Raw genomic sequence first — 15,204 nt, 5'->3', positions numbered from 1 at the left:
AAACAAAATGGATGCAACGAATGAAGAAAAACTAAATTTGGATTCTCTCGATGAGAATCAGGAATTAAGCCGTGAAATGATGGAGAAGCTTTACAGCGAGACTATGCAAAATTTCAAAGAAGGGAATGTCATCAAAGGTAAGATTATATCAATTTCCGATGATATGGTAATGCTCGATGTTGGATATAAATCAGAAGGCTATGTGCCTATTTCTGAATTTTATAGTCACTCAGGAGAAATGGCTGATATAAAGGTAGGTGATGAAATTGAAGTATATCTCGATATGATTGAAGACCAAAACGGCCAGATTGTACTTTCGAGAGAAAAAGCTCTCAAGGTTAAAGTATGGGAAGAGCTTTTAAAAGCATATGAAAGGGATGAAATCATTCAGGGAAAAATTATTTCACGAATAAAAGGCGGAATGACTGTTGATATAGGCATAAAAGCATTTTTACCGGGCTCCCAAATTGATCTCAGACCGGTTAAAAATATGGATGAATTGGTTGGTAAAACTTTTGATTTTAAAATCATCAATGTAAACCATAAACGGGGAAACATTGTCATATCAAGAAGAAAAATCCTTGAAGAAGAAAGAGAAAAGAAAAAAGTCAAAACAATGGAGAAAATCAAGGAAGGCGAAATTGTTGATGGTATTGTCAAAAACATTACTGAATATGGAGTTTTTATAGATTTAGGCGGAATAGATGGTCTTCTACATATTACGGATATGACTTGGGGGAGAATAAACCATCCTTCTGAAATGTTCAAGATTGGTGATGAAATAAAAGTGAAAATTCTAAAAATAGAACCAGAAACTGAAAAAGTTTCTCTTGGGCTGAAACAGATAACAGAAAATCCATGGAATAATGTAGAAGAAAAATATCCTGTTGGTGAAAAAGTCCGCGGTCGAGTTGTTAGTTTGACTGATTATGGTGCTTTCATAGAGCTTGAAAAGGGAATTGAAGGTTTGATTCACATATCAGAAATGTCATGGACAAAAAAGATCAGACATCCGTCCAAAATATTGGCTGTTGGTGATAATGTTGAAGCTGTGGTTTTAAGTATCGACAAAGAATCAAAGAAGATTTCACTTGGGCTAAAACAATGCGAACCCAATCCTTGGGATATTATAGAAGAAAAGTATCCTCCCGGTTCGATTGTTGAAGGAGAAATAAAAAGTATTACTGACTTCGGAATTTTTATAGGCTTGGAAGAAGGTATCGATGGTATGATTCATATTTCAGATTTGAGCTGGAGCAAAAAAATCAAACATCCTTCTGAAATTGTGAAAAAGGGTGAAACAATCAAAGCAAAAGTTCTAAAAATTGATAGAGAAAATGAAAGGGTTTCTCTCAGTTTGAAGCACCTTGAGCCTGACCCATGGGAAGAAGCAGTAGAAAAATATAAGGTTGGAGATATAATAAAAGGGAAAATCATCAAGTTTGCAAACTTTGGAGCTTTCATCGAGATAGAAGACGGTGTCGAGGGGCTTATTCATATATCAGAGTTGAGCACTAAAAATGTAGATAAGCCGGAAGATGCTGTTACTCTTGGTGAAGAAGTGGAAGCAAAGATTATCAGGATTGACAGCGAAGAGAAAAAAATAGGACTCAGCATTAGAGAACTTTTAGAAGAAAGAGAGAAAAAAGAAATAACGGATTATCTTGAAGACCAAGAAAAGTTCGAACCAAAATTAAAAACAGTAATAGACGATTCCGACTTGAAATCAGATAAATAAATTTCAGGAGGAAGTTATGACAAAAGCAGAACTTATAGAAGCAGTAGCTGATAAAATATCATTCTTAAATAAAAAACAGACAGAAGCTGTAGTCAATTGTTTTTTTGAAAACATTAAAAGAGCTCTTGTTGCAGGGGATAAGGTAGAAATAAGAGGATTCGGCTCGTTTACAGTTAGACATAGAAATTCAAGAGACGGCAGAAATCCTTTAACAGGAGAAAAGGTAAGCGTGCCGCCAAAAAAAGTGCCTTTTTTCAGGGCAGGAAAAGAATTAAAAAAGCTTGTGGATTCATCAGGAAAAGAAGAGGAATAATCTATTTCATAGCTGAAAAAATGAATAGTAATAAGCAGGGTCAAGCCCTGCTTTTTTTTTAGGTAAGAAAGATGCAGTTGAAAAGTGTCTCAATAATTGGACGACCTAATGTTGGAAAATCCACATTATTCAATGCCTTGGTTGGAAAAAAAAAGGCATTGACAAGCAATACTCCGGGTACAACTCGTGACAGAGTAGAAGCAATTGTAACTGCCGATGACAAGCAATTTATTCTTAGCGATACAGGGGGATATGATGAAGAGAAGGATGAATTAAAACAACTGGTCAAAAAGGAAACTGTTAAATCGGTAGAACGCTCTGAAATAATAATCTTCCTAATTGATGGCAAAACAGGAGTTACACCCATTGATAAAGAACTCGCAGATATTGTGAGAAAGTCCGGGAAACCTATAATCCCTGTTGTCAGCAAATGTGATTTAAAAAAAGCAGTTCAAAATGCCAATGAAATCTATGAATTAGGATTCGAGGAATACCTACTTATATCTGCACAGCACAGAATAGGTTTAGACGAGCTTTTAGAGAAAATATCCTCACTGATTATAGAACCATCAAAAGTTGAAGAAGAAAGAATATTAAAAATATCCATATTAGGCAGACCCAATGCCGGGAAATCATCCATTGCAAACAGTCTTGTTGGAGACGAAAGAGTAATAGTAAGTGAAATTCCCGGAACGACGATAGACAGCATCGATATACTTCTTGATACACCTGAAGGAAAAATGATGATTATCGACAATCCCGGAATAAGAAAAAAAATGAAGATAAAAGACAAGAGAGAAAGAGAAAGTGTCATTACAGGAATAAATACATTAAAAAATTGCGATATAGCCATCTTGGTAATCGATTCTGCTGAAGGAATTACAGACCAAGATTTAAAAATTGCAAACCTTATTTATGAAGAAAATGCCGGTTTTATTTTGCTCTGCAACAAATGGGATTTAATCAAAGACAAAGGAATATCTCAAAATGATTTTATTAGCTTTGTTCGTATGAGATTGGGAAAGCTAAATTATCCTTTAATCCTTACCGTTTCAGCTAAAACAGGATATGGAATCACAAGGATATTTAGAGCGCTTAATTTATTAAAAGAAAAAATGAGAAAACGATATTCCACTTCAGAATTGAACAGCTTTTTGAAAACTATTGAAAAAGAACATCATCATCCTTCAGCTTCAGGAAAAATAATCAAGTTAAAATATATACATCAACTTCCTGCTTCTAAACCGCTGTTTCAGATATTCACAAACCATCCCAATAGTATAGACAAAACCTATGTTCGCTACATTGAAAAACGATTTCGAGAATATTTTGACTTTGAAGGTCTTCCAATTAAATTTAAATTTAGAAAAAAATAGAAACTCTAAATCTCGTCCAATCTAATTACCATTTAATTGCGCTGTCCCGTAAAAAACATATTGCATACCTGCAGCTACAGTCAAAAAAGCTGCAACATATACAGTTACATCTATGGTAGATAAAAGTAATGATGATTCTGATGTCTTGGACAACAAAGAACAAAATATCAAAAGTATTTGCACGGCTGTTGTGCATTTGCCGATGAAGGAAGGTTGAATTTTAGGCTCATTGATTAAAAAATGCAAAATAATGACGCCAATAACAATTATAAGGTCTTTGCTTATCACTAAGACAGTAAGCCATGGAGGTATCAAATCGGGAAATTTCAATGAAAAAACTATAAAGGAGGACACAAGAAGAAGCTTATCTGCAAGGGGGTCAAGGTATGAGCCAAGCTCAGTTTTAAGTCCCCACGAGCGGGCAATGTAACCATCAATTCCATCTGTAATTCCTGCAATACAAAAAAGCCAAAGCGATTCTTTAAATCTTCCATATAATAGGAAAATTATAAAAAAAGGGACAAGCAAAATTCTAAAAACAGTTATCCAATTGGCAATGTTCATTCCATTAAACCAGAGTTATTTTTAACAAAATGTCGGCGGCAAATTTTTTTGTATCATTATCTTATGACATAAGTGAATGGAGACATTAGTCACTTACTCAGTTTTTTATAAGAAGTTCTGCTATTTGAACTGCGTTTGTAGCCGCACCCTTTCTAAGATTATCTGCAACAACCCACATATCCAACCCGCTTTTCACTGTTACATCTTTTCTGATGCGGCCCACAAAAACTTCATTTTTTCCTGCTGCATAGATTGCTAATGGATACTTTGCATTCTTAACATCATCGACAACAACTATTCCTGGAAAATTCCCTAATAATTCACGTGCTTTTTCAACGGTAATATCATTTTCAAATTCAACATTTACAGCTTCCGAATGACTTAAAAAAACAGGGACTCTAACAGTAGTTGCAGTCACAGCAATGGAATCATCTTCCATAATTTTCTTGGTTTCATTAACCATTTTCATCTCTTCTTTTGTATATCCATTGTCAAGGAAGACATCGATATGAGGCAGACAGTTGAATGCAATCTGATGAGGAAATTTTTCAATTCTTATTTCCTTCATATTCAAAATATCCCTGCTTTGAGAAGCTAATTCTTCCATTGCTCTTTTCCCTGCACCAGAGACAGACTGATAAGTGGCAACTACAACCCTTTTTATCTTAGCATAATCATGAAGGGGTTTAAGGGCTACAACCATCTGAATAGTTGAACAATTTGGATTGGCTATAATTCCTTTGTGCTTGAAGGCAGCATGAGGATTTACTTCAGGGACAACTAACGGGACATCAGGTTCCATTCTAAAGGCACTGCTATTGTCAACAGCAACAGCACCGCTTTCTGCTGCAATAGGACAAAATTCTTTGCTTCTTGCAGCACCAGCAGAAAAGAGAGCGTAGTCAATCCCCTTGAATGAATCCTTACTCAACACCTCAACAGGAATATCTTCACCCTTAAATTTTATTCTTTTTCCTAAAGACCTCTCAGATGCAAGTAGTCTTAAATTTTTAACAGGGAAATTTCTTTCCTCCAAGAGACTTACCATTTCGTTTCCTACGGCGCCTGTGGCACCGACAACTGCAACATTGTAACTGCCCGACATTTTTTTCTCCTGATTTTAAAAATCACCAATTAGAGCCAGCATTTCACATACTGCCTCATACATTCCCACGATTACAGCTCTTGCAACAATGCTGTGTCCAATATTCAATTCATTTATGCCTGTTATCTCCCGAATAGGAATGACATTTTTGTAATCTAGTCCGTGCCCTCCATTGACAATCAATTCCTTCTGTAACGCGTAATCAACTGACCTTTTTATTTTTTCAAGCTCTTCTTCTGCCTCTCTTTCAGGCCATTTTTCGGCATATTTTCCTGTATTTATTTCAATATGATTAAGGCCTAATTTCACTGCACAGTCTATCTGTTCTATGTCTGTGTCTATAAAAGCCCCAATAATAATGCTTTTGCCTTCAAGTTTTTTAATCAATTTTTCGATTGCATTCATATTCGCTTTGATATCGAGCCCGCCTTCTGTTGTCAGCTCATCCGGTTTTTCCGGAACGAGAGTAATTGAATGAGGTTCTATCTCAGCCGCAATTTTTGTCATTTCATCTGTAACTGCCATTTCAAGATTTAATTTAGTCTTAACTATCTCTCTAAGAAGCCTTAAATCTCTCTCCTGAATATGGCGACGGTCGCTTCTTAGATGCACGGTAATACCATCTGCTCCTGCAAGTTCAGCCGCAAGCGCTGCTTCCACAGGGTCAGGAACTTTTGAAGCCCGTGCCTGTCTGATCGTGGCTACATGGTCAACATTCACACCTAACTTCATTATCACTTTACCTTAATTATTAACTTGCTAATCAAAAACCTATGAAAAACTACTCTATTTTTTTCTACGGAACTTCTTTATCTTATAAAGTGCCGGCTCAATCTTTACTACGGAAACTTTTTCAGGAAGTTCTACTTCTGCTCGTCTCTTATAAAAGATTCCAGCCGGCAAATTTTTAGCACTTACGAAGACCTTTATATCCACAGGTTTTAAATTATCAAGTAAAATTTCCGGTCCTTTTACTTCTATGGTTGTGGTGGTAGGTGTAATCGTTGCATTATAATTCTGAGGTAATTCTTTTACTATAAGAGGAAGGCCAACAAATCTTTTTTGGACAATATGTTCTTTCACATTTACTCGAACTTTAACCATACGCGAATCATCAACAAGCTCTAAATCGTATGCCTCTAAATTGGCTGGAACTTCAAAATTGGCAGGCTGTGTCAAATTTGAGATATCCACAGGGTAGGTATAAATACTTTTCATTCCCTGAAGGACACTTCTTCTTCCACGCACCTGTATAACTCTTGGATAAACTGATGCGCTAACAAACTCATAACCGCGCGGGACCATTCCTTTCAATTTTGGTTTGACATAAAGACTTTTTTTAATAAGCTTCTCAATTTTCAAATTCAAAACAGGTGGCACAATTTTCTCAACAACAATGCCAGGAATCTTTTCCAATCCATCTTCTGTTAGTGGATAAACAAGCATTCCTTCAGTTGCTTCTTTCAGGTCTACCTTAAATACCATATTTTTCGCTCTAAGGTTGAAAAGGTTTCTTCTTACTCCTCGAAGCCATACTGTAGCATGGTCTATTTTACCTTCTGATACTACGAGAGATGAAGGCAGTCCACTAAATTCGATTCTTACTGGGAAACCAAGTTCCGCTTCCTGCTCCGCAGTCAGATAAAACCATAAGAGAGCCGCAAATAAAAGCGAAAAAGCTTTTAGCAGCAGATTATTCGACAGCCATCTTTTCATTTTTTTGTTCCTTTTTTCGCCGTTATCTTAAAAAGAGACTGCAGTCTCTCTCTTAGTGAATCTTCTGAAAGGTTGCTATAAAGCTGACCCCCTTCTGCAATAGAAATTGTTCCGGTTTCTTCAGAAACAACTATTACAACGGCATCTGTTTCCTCACTAATTCCTACCGCTGCCCGGTGCCTTGTGCCCAAATATTTTGATATATCTGTCCTTGAAGTAAGAGGTAAATAACATCCGGCAGCAAAAATTCTATTATCTTCTCCGATAATAATAGCGCCGTCATGAAGTGGTGATTCTGGTTGAAAAATGCTTAAAATGAGGCGCTCCGTAACTCTGCTCATAAGAATGGCACCAACTTGCACATAGGGACGCAGTTTCGTTTCCCTTTCAAGGACAATTAGAGCCCCTATTCTTCTTTCTGACAAAATCATCACGGCTTTTATGATTTCACCCATTACCTGTTGTCCTTCGTATTTGAAGAAGGAAGCCATAATTGGTCTTTGTCCCATCTCGGCAAGCATTGCTCTAATCTCCGGTTGAAAAAGAATAAGAATGGCAATAAGGAGAACTGACCAGAAATGTTCCATTATCCAGTGAGTTGTTGTAAATTCGAAATATTCAGAAAGCAAATAGACGAAACTAAAGAGAATTAAACCGATTAACATCTGTATTGCTCGTGTTCCTTTTATGAAAAGGAGAAGGCGATAAATGATGAATGCCACAATAAGAATATCAAGAGCGTTTTTAAAAAGATCAATATAAGTTATGCCCAAAGGTAATTCCAATTTATCTCCTATGCAGATAATATGCTTTCCACAACTTTAAGAGCTCTAACAGTTTCCTTTACATCATGGGCTCTTATAATGTCTGCTCCATTCAATGCGGCAATAGAAGCAACAGCAAGACTCCCTTCCAATCTCTCTTCCGGTTCTACATCCAGTATCTTTCCAATAAAGCTTTTTCTCGAAGCACCTATGACTATAGGCCTTTCAAGCTTCTTTATTTGATTGAGATACTTGATTATTCTCAAATTGTCTTCAACCTTCTTTCCAAATCCTATTCCCGGATCGATAAGAATTAAATCTTTCCTTATACCAGATTTTACAGCCATATCTGTTTTATCTTCAAGTTTTTTCATTACTTCATTGACAACATTCCTATATTTTACTCCTTTTTGCATAGTTTCCGGTTTGCCTTTAATATGCCCTATAATTACAGGGCATCCAAAATGAGCAATAGTTTCAGGCATTTTTGCATCAAAATCGAATCCACTAATGTCATTTACTAAATCAGCTCCATTGTCTAAAGCGGCAGTTGCAACTTCAGATTTATATGTGTCAACAGAAATTAGAATTTTACTTTTTTTCCGCAATTTTTTAACAACAGGAATAACTCTTGAAAGTTCCTCTTTTGCATCTACTCGTTTACTGCCCGGCCTTGTCGATTCACCACCTACATCAATTATCTTTGCTCCCTCCTCTTCCATTCTTAATGCTCTTTCAACTGCTTCGTCAGCAGAACTGTATTTTCCTCCGTCATAAAAAGAATCAGGAGTACAATTAATGACTCCCATTACTGCAAGTGAATTATCCAAACAAAGAGAAATACCTCTTGGAAAATCTATGCGGAAATTGTTCATCAAAAAACTCCAAAAAAGAATAGGATAAAAAAGTGAAATGTTTCTTCAAGGATTCAATAAAATACAATATTTAACTTCTTTTTTTTCTTTTTAAAGAATTTCTTTATGCAGCCGTGATGGCTTCCTTACCTTCGCTATTGACAATTTTATCTATCTCTTCGCCGTTAAGCACTTCTTTTTCAAGAAGAGCTTTTGCCAATGCATTGAGAACATCAATTTTTGATAGAAGCAGAGACTTAGCAAGATTATAACATTCCATTACAATATTTTTAACTTCCCTATCAATCGCAACGGCTGTTGCTTCGCTGTAATCTCTATGTTTAGAAATTTCTCTTCCAAGAAAAATTTCCTCTTCCTTTTTCCCAAATGTCAGGGGCCCCAGCTCTTTGCTCATTCCCCATTCGCATACCATTTTTCTTGCCAATTCAGTGGCTCTTTCAATATCATTGCCGGCACCTGTTGTTGGCTGTGACAAGATTATATCTTCAGCAAGTCTTCCGCCAAGCAAAACACAGATATTATTCCTGAGATATTCAAGAGGATATGTATGTTTTTCATCCATTGGAAGCTGTTGTGTAACCCCCAATGCCATTCCTCTCGGGATTATACTGACCTTATGAATTGGGTCAGTACCCGGCAAAAGTTTTGCGACTAATGTATGACCTGCTTCATGATAAGCAGTAATTCTTTTTTCTTCCTCACTTATGATCATACTTTTTCTTTCAACGCCCATTAAGACTTTATCCTTTGCGTATTCAAAATCAGACATCTCAACTTTATCTTTATTTATCCTTGCTGCATAAAGAGCGGCTTCATTGACAAGATTTGCCAAATCTGCACCTGAAAATCCGGGAGTTCCTCTTGCAATGATCTCCAAGGAAACATTTTCCGCCAAAGGAATTTTCTTGGTATGAACTTTCAGAATCCCTTCGCGCCCCTTTACATCGGGCCTCGGAACCACCACCTGCCGGTCAAAACGACCGGGCCTCAAAAGAGCAGGATCCAAAACATCAGGACGGTTTGTTGCTGCAATCAATATCACTCCTTCATTTGATTCAAATCCGTCCATCTCAACCAAAAGCTGGTTCAATGTCTGTTCTCTTTCATCGTGTCCACCCCCAAGTCCTGCACCGCGATGACGTCCTACTGCATCTATTTCGTCGATAAAGATAATACAAGGGGCATTTTTCTTTCCTTGCTCAAAGAGATCTCTGACTCTCGATGCGCCAACGCCTACAAACATCTCTACGAAATCAGAACCAGATATTGAAAAGAATGGTACATCTGCTTCGCCTGCTATGGCTCTTGCAAGCAAAGTTTTTCCTGTGCCGGGAGGACCTATAAGCAGAACTCCTTTAGGTATTTTGCCTCCCAGTTTTTGAAACTTATGGGGATCTTTCAAAAACTCGATAATCTCTTCAACTTCAAGTTTTGCCTCATCTATGCCTGCTACATCATCAAAAGTGACTTTGTTCTGACTCTCATTGAGAAGCCTTGCCTTGCTTTTGCCAAAGGAAAGCGCCTTATTTCCTCCCACTTGCATTTGACGCATAAAGAAAACCCATATTCCCAACAACACAAGAAGAGGAAACCAAGATGAAAGAAAAACTACATACCAAGGAGATGAAGGAGGCGCAAGGGCTTTAATCTGCACATTTTTGCTTGTGAGCAACTCAATCAATTTTGGGTCATCAGGTGCATAAGTTTTGAACTTTGAATTGTCAGTCAAAACACCTTCGATATCATTTCCCTGAATTGTTACCTTTACAACCTTGCCTTCATTTACAAATTGAAGAAATTTTGAATAATCAAATTCATTTGCAATATTTTTATTGTTATTGAAGGCATTAAATAGAATTATTGTGAATACAATCAGTATTATCCACAACATTAAATTCTTATAGAATTGATTCATTTTTTCACCGGAAGCCATAATCCTTTTATTTCTATTGATTCTATCTTAGTAACGCAAAATCATATTAAAAAAAATACAGAAAAAAATCAACAAATTACTTTTCTTTTTTGGAATAGATGAGATACTATATCCTTGTAGAACTGTTGTTTTTTCTATATAATTTCAATAGTGCTTTTACATAATATGCTGAAAAATGAGCAAAGGACAAATTTCAAAGGGTAGAAGTATAAAACGAGATATAAGTGCTTTCTTTCTTTTAGCTTTTGCACTTCTTCTTTCTCTTAGTCTTATATCGCACAATCCCCATGATACGACTTGGTTTTCTGCTGATTCCAAAAACATAACAGAAGGCAAATACAACAATCTTGCAGGTTTAATAGGGGCAGAATGTTCGGCACTTTTGTTTGAGGTTTTCGGTTATGCATCTCTTTTAATGCCTCTTTTTATTTTCCTTTTCAGTTTAAACCTCATAAGGAAGGAAAAGATAGACCACATTGTTATAAAGTCCATTGGTTTCATACTTTTTTTCACAAGTTTATGCACGCTGCTTCAATTTCCTTTCAGGCATAATGAGCTTATTGAATTTTCAAAGGGTATAACTCCTGGCGGCATAATTGGTCTATACTTGACAGGACCTTCAGAAAGACTTGCCGGACCTGCCGGCACCTATATTATTCTTGTTTCATTTTTTATTCTCTCTCTCTTCCTTCTAACAGAATTTTCCATTATTGATATAACGAGAAAAGCATTTAATGCAGTTGCTGTTTCGGTACGGTGGTCTTATGAAAAAATCGATAAGGCATTTGACTTCTATATCAATTGGAAACAAAAAAAGAAGCATTCCGCCAATATAAAACCGAAAATTGAGAGTGAAAAGAAGAAACCCAGACCAAATATAGAACAAATCGAAATCGATATGGACAAAGGAGAGGAAATTCCCGAACCTGAACAGCAGCGCTTTGATTTCGCCAAAGAATATATGCTCCCTTCTCTAAATCTTCTCAGAGAACCGAAAAAAAGTGAATCGAAAATCACCAAACAGGATATCCTTTTGAATTCAAAGATATTAGAAAAAAAACTTTTGGATTTCGGTATCGAAGGAAAGGTTTGCGAAGTGAGAACTGGCCCTGTTATTACAATGTATGAATTTGAGCCTGCACCGGGAATAAAGTTGAATAAAATTGTGTCGCTCACCAATGACTTGGCAATGGCAATGAAAACAATCAATGTTAGAATTGTAGCGCCCATACCCGGAAAAGGCACCGTGGGGATTGAGATTCCAAACAATAAAAGAGAAAATGTCTATCTTAAAGAGATCCTTCAATCTGATAAATTTCAGTCTCATCCTTCAAAAATATGTATTGCCCTTGGGAAAGACATACTTGGCAATGTTGTGGTAGAAGATTTAGCAAAGATGCCGCATCTTTTGATTGCAGGGGCAACAGGGTCAGGTAAAAGTGTTGCTGTAAATATGATGATTTTAAGCCTCCTCTACAGAGCAACACCGAAAGAAGTTAAAATGATAATGGTTGACCCGAAAATGCTTGAACTTTCTGTTTATCAAGACATACCTCATCTTTTAACACCGGTTGTAACAAATCCAAAAGAAGCATCTTACGCTCTTCAATGGGCAGTAAGAGAAATGGAAAGAAGATATCAGTTGATGAAAAATAGGGGAGTTAGAAGCATAACAAGATATAATCGCTTATTAAGAGAAGAAAACAGGGATGAGGAAGAAAATATTTTACCCTATATCGTTATTTTCATAGATGAACTGGCAGATTTAATGATTGCGGCGTCAAAAACAGTAGAAGATTCAATTCAACGGCTTTCCCAAATGGCAAGAGCTGCAGGCATACATTTAATAATGGCAACTCAAAGACCATCAGTAGATGTAATTACAGGAGTTATAAAAGCAAACTTTTCATGGCGGATTGCCCTGCAAGTATCTGTGAAAGTGGATTCAAGAACAATTCTAGACCAAAACGGCGCAGAACAATTATTGGGCAAAGGTGATATGCTGTTGATGTCTCCGGGTTATAATCGCTTAACTAGAATTCATGGTGCTTTTGTTTCAGATACGGAAGTTCAAGCTGTAGTAAACCATATCAAGGCGCAGGGTATATCACAGCCCGATATGACTGTACTTACTCCATTGCCGAGCGAAAAAGAAAGTGAAATTGAGGAAGAAGAGGATGAGATATACGAAGAAGTTGTAAGATGGCTTGCAAAAACAAAAAGCGTTTCTATATCATTGGTCCAAAGAAAATTCCGAGTTGGTTATAATCGGGCGGCGAGAATTATTGAAAAGATGGAAGCAGAAGGCCTTATTGGCCCGGCAGACGGTGTGAAACCCCGAGAAGTTCTTATCGATGAAACAGAAGTTGAAGAATTTTTAGAAAACCGCAAAAAGTACAAAAACGACAATGAAGAAAATCAATCCTAAATTCTTATCTGATAGCGACATTCAATCATCATAAAATTTCTACAACTATTCAAATCCAAAGCGAGGAATAAAATGAAGTTTGCACAGGTTATTATCGAGGATAGAAAGATTGAAGGCATAATCAATAATGGGAATATCGAAGAGATCACTGGAAATTTTTTTGACGACTATTCTCTCACAGGGAAAAAATTCCCTTTATCATCTGCCAAGTTTTTAACACCTTGTAATCCTTCCAAAATAGTAGCTATCGGTTTGAACTACAAAGACCATGCCAAGGAATTTGGTTCACCAATTCCCGATGAGCCAATGCTATTTATGAAGCCGTCAACATCGGTAATAGGTCATAAGGAGAAGATAATTTATCCTCCTCAATCGAGACAGGTAGACTATGAAGGAGAACTTGCAATCGTAATTGGGAAAAGATGTAAAGATGTATCTGAAGAAGAAGCAAAGGAATATGTGGCAGGATTTACATGCGCAAACGACATTACTGCACGGGATTTGCAAAGGAAGGATGGACAATTTACTCGAGGAAAAGGATTTGATACCTTTGCCCCGTTAGGTCCAGTAATCGAAACAGAATTAGACCCTAATCACCTTAAAATAAAAACTTACCTAAATGGCAAAATAGTTCAAGATTCATCAACAAATTTAATGATATTCAAGCCATATTTTCTTGTCTCATTCATATCGAAAATAATGACACTACTGCCTGAAGACGTGATTATCACCGGCACACCTCCAGGCGTTGGAAGTTTAAAAGTTGGCGATGAAATTGCAGTAGAGATTGAAGGAATCGGCAGACTGGAAAATAGTGTCGATAAAGAATCTTGAAGCTTTATCGGTCAATTCTGCCTCGAAGACTATTGCTGTATGCTTTGGTAATTTTAACCTGCACAATTTTCCCTATCAAAGATTCATCACCTTTAAAATTAACAACTCTGTTTTGTTCGGTCCTGCCTGTTAAATCCTTGCTGCTTCTTTTACTCACACCTTCGACCAATACAGCCTTTATCTTTCCTTCCTCTGCAATATTCTTTTCCATAGAGATTTTCCTTTGAATCGACTGAAGAAGGTTGAGCCGCTCTAATTTCTCCTCAATAGTCAAAGTTTCATCTAATGTAGAGCTTTTTGCAGGAGGTCTATGGGAATAACAAAAAGAAAAAAGGGTATCAAACCTAATCTTTTCAATGGCATTCAATGTATAATTAAAATCTTCTTCATCTTCTCCCGGGAATCCGACAATAATATCTGACGAAATGCCCACCTCTGGAATTTCACTCTTTAACAGCTCGATTTTCTCCATATATTCTTCAACGGTGTAGTTTCGATTCATTAACTTAAGAATTTTGTCAGATCCGGACTGAAGAGGTAAATGGATATTCCTGCAAACTTTATCAAGCCTCTTAATAGCATTTATAAGTTTCCTGTCAAAATCCTTCGGATGTGATGTAACGAAACGAATCCTCTCGATACCTTCTATTTCATTAATCTTCTCTAAAAGAGTCGAGAAATCACAAGCGTCAGATGACGGTGAATTATAGGAATTAACATTTTGGCCCAGCAATGTAACTTCTTTACAACCACCCTTTGCAAGATGCTCCACCTCACAAATTATCTCTTCCAAAGGTCTGCTTCTTTCCCTCCCTCTCACAAAGGGAACAATACAATAACTGCAAAAATTATTACATCCTTCCATAATGGTCACAAATTCTTTTATATTTCCTTTCTTCAAGAAAGGAATTGCGCTATTGAAAGATTTGAAATCTGATGAAGCAAATATAGTCTTTTCTCCTTTTTTAGCTTTATCTATTGCTTTTTTGAGGTGAATTACATCATTTGTACCCAAGACAATATCTACTTCAGGAAACCGTTTAATAATTTTTCTTTTCTCTTTCTGCGCCATACAACCGCATACAGCCAAAATAAAATTTCTTCTTGCCTTTAAAAGGGAAAGTTTTCCTATTTCAGATAGTACCTTCTGTTCTGCCTTTGCACGCACACAACAGGTGTTGAGCAGGACTACATCGGCATCTGATGAATTAGATGTTTCTGAATAGCCATCAGCTTCGAGAATACCTGCTATTCGCTGAGAGTCATGCTCATTCATCTGACACCCGAAAGTATGAATAAAGTATCTCTGCTTTTCCATAGGAATACCCACTTGATTAACAAGGAATGGAATTATAATTTATTTGAGATACTATGTCAAAATAGTGGATGCGCTTTCAATTTTGAGATGTCATTTGCCTTTTGGAATCCAATGTTTTTTCTTGGCATCTAATATATAAACCGTGCCACAAAGAGGACATTCAATTTCATCATCGAACAATAAGGAATATGAAATTTCGGTATCACATTTAGGACATATAATGGTGCCGGCACCTAATAC

13 protein-coding genes are annotated in these 15,204 nt (G+C 36.7%); 5 read left to right on the top strand and 8 right to left on the bottom strand.

From position 1 onward, the window contains the following. Window positions 1–7 precede the first annotated feature (7 nt). From D6734_01850 to der, 3 genes are all read left to right on the top strand, one after another. A complete protein-coding gene (locus D6734_01850; GenBank protein RMF97574.1) occupies window positions 8–1,738 on the top strand; it encodes a 30S ribosomal protein S1 in 1,731 nt (576 codons plus the stop codon). A gap of 16 nt (window positions 1,739–1,754) precedes the next feature. Then, window positions 1,755–2,051, top strand: a complete 297-nt coding sequence (locus D6734_01845) for an integration host factor subunit beta (protein RMF97573.1) — start codon at window positions 1,755–1,757, stop codon at window positions 2,049–2,051. 71 nt (window positions 2,052–2,122) lie between these two features. Then, window positions 2,123–3,427, top strand: a complete 1,305-nt coding sequence (der, locus tag D6734_01840; protein RMF97572.1) for a ribosome biogenesis GTPase Der — start codon at window positions 2,123–2,125, stop codon at window positions 3,425–3,427. A gap of 21 nt (window positions 3,428–3,448) precedes the next feature. On the opposite strand, the gene pgsA is transcribed toward der, so the two are convergent. The 7 genes from pgsA to D6734_01805 form a co-directional block, all read right to left on the bottom strand. Next, entirely contained in the window at window positions 3,449–3,991 is a 543-nt protein-coding gene (gene pgsA, locus D6734_01835) for a CDP-diacylglycerol--glycerol-3-phosphate 3-phosphatidyltransferase (protein RMF97571.1), read from the bottom strand. A 97-nt stretch (window positions 3,992–4,088) separates the two neighbouring features. Beyond that, window positions 4,089–5,096 (bottom strand): aspartate-semialdehyde dehydrogenase, encoded by a 1,008-nt coding sequence (locus tag D6734_01830; GenBank protein ID RMF97570.1) that lies wholly within the window; start codon window positions 5,094–5,096, stop codon window positions 4,089–4,091. Window positions 5,097–5,111: 15 nt separating this feature from the next. Beyond that, entirely contained in the window at window positions 5,112–5,831 is a 720-nt protein-coding gene (locus D6734_01825; protein ID RMF97588.1) for a pyridoxine 5'-phosphate synthase, read from the bottom strand. 51 nt (window positions 5,832–5,882) lie between these two features. Continuing rightward, window positions 5,883–6,812 (bottom strand): hypothetical protein, encoded by a 930-nt coding sequence (locus D6734_01820; GenBank protein RMF97569.1) that lies wholly within the window; start codon window positions 6,810–6,812, stop codon window positions 5,883–5,885. Continuing rightward, window positions 6,809–7,585, bottom strand: a complete 777-nt coding sequence (locus D6734_01815) for a TIGR00159 family protein (protein RMF97587.1) — start codon at window positions 7,583–7,585, stop codon at window positions 6,809–6,811. The genes D6734_01820 and D6734_01815 overlap by 4 nt, the downstream gene beginning before the upstream one ends. A 20-nt stretch (window positions 7,586–7,605) precedes the next feature. Then, the gene (gene folP / locus D6734_01810) at window positions 7,606–8,451 is read right to left on the bottom strand and encodes a dihydropteroate synthase (GenBank protein ID RMF97568.1); all 846 of its coding nucleotides are present in this window, start codon (window positions 8,449–8,451) and stop codon (window positions 7,606–7,608) included. A 103-nt stretch (window positions 8,452–8,554) separates the two neighbouring features. Then, window positions 8,555–10,366, bottom strand: coding sequence for an ATP-dependent metallopeptidase FtsH/Yme1/Tma family protein (locus D6734_01805; protein ID RMF97586.1), 1,812 nt, complete (start codon window positions 10,364–10,366; stop codon window positions 8,555–8,557). 193 nt (window positions 10,367–10,559) lie between these two features. Between D6734_01805 and D6734_01800 the strand changes: the two genes are divergently transcribed. Together D6734_01800 and D6734_01795 are read left to right on the top strand one after the other, a co-directional pair. Next, a complete protein-coding gene (locus D6734_01800) occupies window positions 10,560–12,812 on the top strand; it encodes a DNA translocase FtsK (protein RMF97567.1) in 2,253 nt (750 codons plus the stop codon). Between the two features lie 72 nt (window positions 12,813–12,884). Then, a complete protein-coding gene (locus D6734_01795; GenBank protein RMF97566.1) occupies window positions 12,885–13,646 on the top strand; it encodes an FAA hydrolase family protein in 762 nt (253 codons plus the stop codon). 4 nt (window positions 13,647–13,650) lie between these two features. Here the strand turns inward: D6734_01795 and miaB are convergent, their stop codons facing one another. Next, entirely contained in the window at window positions 13,651–14,964 is a 1,314-nt protein-coding gene (gene miaB / locus D6734_01790) for a tRNA (N6-isopentenyl adenosine(37)-C2)-methylthiotransferase MiaB (GenBank protein RMF97565.1), read from the bottom strand. Between the last annotated feature and the right edge of the window lie 240 nt (window positions 14,965–15,204).

The sequence above is a fragment of the Candidatus Schekmanbacteria bacterium genome (genome assembly GCA_003695725.1).
Taxonomy (GTDB): domain Bacteria; phylum Schekmanbacteria; class GWA2-38-11; order GWA2-38-11; family J061; genus J061.
The sequence above is the reverse complement of the archived record's forward strand: the minus strand, read 5'-3'. Positions and strand labels throughout refer to the sequence as shown.

What these genes read in the sequence shown, in the direction of transcription:
- pgsA (RMF97571.1), bottom strand. Translation starts at nt 3,991, where the DNA reads ATGAACATTGCCAATTGGATAACTGTTTTTAGAATTTTGCTTGTCCCT.
- D6734_01850 (RMF97574.1), top strand. Translation starts at nt 8, where the DNA reads ATGGATGCAACGAATGAAGAAAAACTAAATTTGGATTCTCTCGATGAG.
- folP (RMF97568.1), bottom strand. Translation starts at nt 8,451, where the DNA reads ATGAACAATTTCCGCATAGATTTTCCAAGAGGTATTTCTCTTTGTTTG.
- D6734_01820 (RMF97569.1), bottom strand. Translation starts at nt 6,812, where the DNA reads ATGAAAAGATGGCTGTCGAATAATCTGCTGCTAAAAGCTTTTTCGCTT.
- der (RMF97572.1), top strand. Translation starts at nt 2,123, where the DNA reads ATGCAGTTGAAAAGTGTCTCAATAATTGGACGACCTAATGTTGGAAAA.
- D6734_01830 (RMF97570.1), bottom strand. Translation starts at nt 5,096, where the DNA reads ATGTCGGGCAGTTACAATGTTGCAGTTGTCGGTGCCACAGGCGCCGTA.
- D6734_01845 (RMF97573.1), top strand. Translation starts at nt 1,755, where the DNA reads ATGACAAAAGCAGAACTTATAGAAGCAGTAGCTGATAAAATATCATTC.
- D6734_01800 (RMF97567.1), top strand. Translation starts at nt 10,560, where the DNA reads ATGAGCAAAGGACAAATTTCAAAGGGTAGAAGTATAAAACGAGATATA.
- miaB (RMF97565.1), bottom strand. Translation starts at nt 14,964, where the DNA reads ATGGAAAAGCAGAGATACTTTATTCATACTTTCGGGTGTCAGATGAAT.
- D6734_01795 (RMF97566.1), top strand. Translation starts at nt 12,885, where the DNA reads ATGAAGTTTGCACAGGTTATTATCGAGGATAGAAAGATTGAAGGCATA.
- D6734_01805 (RMF97586.1), bottom strand. Translation starts at nt 10,366, where the DNA reads ATGAATCAATTCTATAAGAATTTAATGTTGTGGATAATACTGATTGTA.